Here is a 2,772-nt window from a genome sequence, read left to right on the forward strand (position 1 = left end):
TTTAGTTATGAAAGAATAGTCGTTTGACATGTCTTTGAAAACAACTAACCTATAATTTGATGGGTGCAGATCTTTTTTCATTCTATTGTATACTTTTCTTTCTTGTAAAAGAGGTGCAAATGTAATCAAAAAACTTAAAAGTCAAAAGTGTAAAGTAAAAAGTTTTTAACACGTGTTGAGAGATGATATTTGCAATTACCGCAATCAAATTCCCCTTTAATTTTCATTAATACTCCGTAGCGCCAATATCATAAGCAGCGCCCGACGGACGAACCCTTCCATAATAATCAGTTACTACACCATGCAATAACACATTGGTGCCGGCATTGATCACAGGCGACGACGATTGCAGGTGAAAATTATCAGCACCGAAGTTAACAAACTTTATATCGGCAATTTCATAACTGGTGTAATTGTAAGAAGAGGTAAGTTTAACGCTGCTACTTTTCTTTTGAATGGCCACCCCTGCCCCGGATTTTAGGATTAGATTATTCAGTGCAAAATTCATCGGGATGGTTTCAGAATTTAATTTGATCCCGTTCAATGCCGAGGCGATGATGGTATTATTGATGAATTTAAAGTAAGGCCCCGGTGTATACCTCGAGTCGGCGAAGATTCCATGCCCACCCGAGTTAAGGATGTAGTTATTATAAACCAGGTTATCGCCCAGGCCTAAAACGATAATACCGTTGCCCGGCGCGTTTTTGATCAAATTATTATAACACTTGCCACCTGTGCCTTCGCCTATCTGGATACCGTTATTTTGCGCAGCTGCGAATGGCGCTATACCCGGCGACTTAACCGTATTGTTATAGATCTCGGCACCTGATGTTGCGCTGCCCACCTGGATCCCCTCACAGCCGGTAGAATCGGTGATGTTATTGTACACCTTTACATTCACCACATCATGTGGCAAAACCGTGCCGCATGAAACAGACATGCCGGTTGCATAAAAGGAATTACCTACATAAAAGCCTTCGCCACCGGTTTTGTGAATATAGTTATTGTGCAGGCTAACATTACGCATGGTAAAGTGGCCGCGCTGCGTATTGATATCGCAGGATGGGTCGGTTTTGGCCATGATGCCCGCAAAGCCGCTGTTACGCACTTCGACATTGGCTATCTCAAAATCCGAGCTGAGATCATCCATTGACATGCTGATGTTGCCGCCATTCACATCTATCCCGTAAGTAATGCCGGGGGTACCGCTTCCTAAAATTTTAAAGTACTGGCAATTTTGGGTTTTAACCGCGTAGCCGGCTGTAAGCGCAGCTGTAAACGTAACCTTGCCGCCCTTGTTGATAATGGTTATTGGTTTTGCGAGTGTGCCCTTTAGGTTTTTGAAAAGCAAAGCGCCCCTGGCGCCTGCGGGTATACAAATCACTGAGCCGGCAGGTATCTTACTACCATCAACCGACCATTCTGAAGGTTGTACGGTATAAGTGCATTGGCCAATTGCGGCTGTCACCGGCAATGCACTTTCTGCAGGTTTGGTTGTTGCCGGGTTGGTGGTTACCGGTTTATCAATTTTATTTATGCTTTTGGTACACATCACAAAAGATGATAAGGTAAGCCCCGCGGCTAGCCATAATGTAAAGTAATTCTTCATCTAAAATTAATTCAGACTGAAAGTAATTTTCAGCAGGGGTTTACTAATACTTTGCTTAACGCTCTGTCGTCAAGTCCCTATTATACGTCACACGATATCAGATTGTTGCTTGACAGGAGAAAAATCTATTGTTAATTAAAACAATCGAAAGGCATATTTGCAAACCGGCATACGTTGCGGTTTAACGGCGCTCCTGGCACAACTCAATTAATACCCCGTTTGCGCTTTTGGGGTGCACAAAACAAACCAGTTTATTATCGGCACCCGGCTTGGGCTCGTCATTCAATAAAATAAAACCGTCGTCTTTCAGGCGGGCCATTTCGGCAATAATATCATCAACGTCAAAAGCGATATGATGAATGCCTTCGCCTTTTTGGGCAATATACTTTGCGACAGGGCTATCCGGATGGGTAGCTTCCAGCAGTTCTATTTTATTAACCCCGGTTTGCAAAAAGGCTGTTAAAACACCTTCGCTGCCTACTTCTTCTGTTTTATAAACAGTAGTGTTTAACAATTTTTCGTAGATATTAGCTGCCGATTTAACACTGTTAACCGCTATGCCGATATGCTCTATCCTGTTCATGTCCAAATATTGTAAATAAATAACGGCTAAGCGCAAATTATAGCGGCCTGCCGATATAAAAGTAAAACTTTGCGTATATTTGTAGTGTTAATTTTTATTACATGAACATCCCAATTTATTTAGATAATAACGCCACCACACCTATGGATCCCAGGGTGCTGGAAGCTATGTTGCCTTATTTTAACGAAAAGTTTGGTAACGCGGCCAGCCGCAACCACCCTTTTGGCTGGGTAGCAGAAGAAGGTGTTGATTATGCCCGCGAGCAGGTGGCTAAACTGATAGGTGCATCTGAAAAAGAGATCATTTTTACATCAGGCGCTACCGAGTCAGATAACCTGGCTATCAAGGGTGTATTTGAAATGTATAAAGAAAAAGGCAACCACATTATAACCGCGGTTACCGAACATAAAGCTGTACTTGACGCTTGTAAACACGTTGAAAAATTAGGCGGTAAAGTTACTTACCTTGCCGTTAAAGAAGATGGCTTAGTTGACCTGGAAGTTTTAGAAGCTGCCATGACGCCAGAAACTATCCTGGTATCTATTATGTACGGCAATAACGAAATTGGTGTAGTACAGCC

Annotated in this window: 3 protein-coding genes and 1 pseudogene; 1 reads left to right on the forward strand and 3 read right to left on the reverse strand. The window is 42.5% G+C overall.

The genetic code is table 11. The features are described 5' to 3' along the window. The 3 genes and pseudogenes from ACE5CV_RS19795 to mce form a co-directional block, all read right to left on the reverse strand. Window positions 1-81, reverse strand: a pseudogene (locus ACE5CV_RS19795) (50S ribosomal protein L31); the annotation flags it as partial. Window positions 82-226: 145 nt separating this feature from the next. Continuing rightward, window positions 227-1,609, reverse strand: coding sequence for a right-handed parallel beta-helix repeat-containing protein (locus ACE5CV_RS19800; RefSeq protein WP_374951937.1), 1,383 nt, complete (start codon window positions 1,607-1,609; stop codon window positions 227-229). Window positions 1,610-1,790: 181 nt separating this feature from the next. Continuing rightward, window positions 1,791-2,192 (reverse strand): methylmalonyl-CoA epimerase, encoded by a 402-nt coding sequence (gene mce / locus ACE5CV_RS19805; protein WP_374951938.1) that lies wholly within the window; start codon window positions 2,190-2,192, stop codon window positions 1,791-1,793. Between the two features lie 101 nt (window positions 2,193-2,293). Between mce and ACE5CV_RS19810 the strand changes: the two genes are divergently transcribed. Further along, the coding region (locus tag ACE5CV_RS19810; RefSeq protein ID WP_374951939.1) for an aminotransferase class V-fold PLP-dependent enzyme at window positions 2,294-2,772 on the forward strand (479 nt) is incomplete at its 3' end.

It is taken from the genome of Mucilaginibacter sp., assembly GCF_964263795.1.
In the GTDB taxonomy this organism is placed as follows: Bacteria; Bacteroidota; Bacteroidia; order Sphingobacteriales; family Sphingobacteriaceae; genus Mucilaginibacter.

What these genes read in the sequence shown, in the direction of transcription:
- mce (WP_374951938.1), bottom strand. Translation starts at nt 2,192, where the DNA reads ATGAACAGGATAGAGCATATCGGCATAGCGGTTAACAGTGTTAAATCG.
- ACE5CV_RS19800 (WP_374951937.1), bottom strand. Translation starts at nt 1,609, where the DNA reads ATGAAGAATTACTTTACATTATGGCTAGCCGCGGGGCTTACCTTATCA.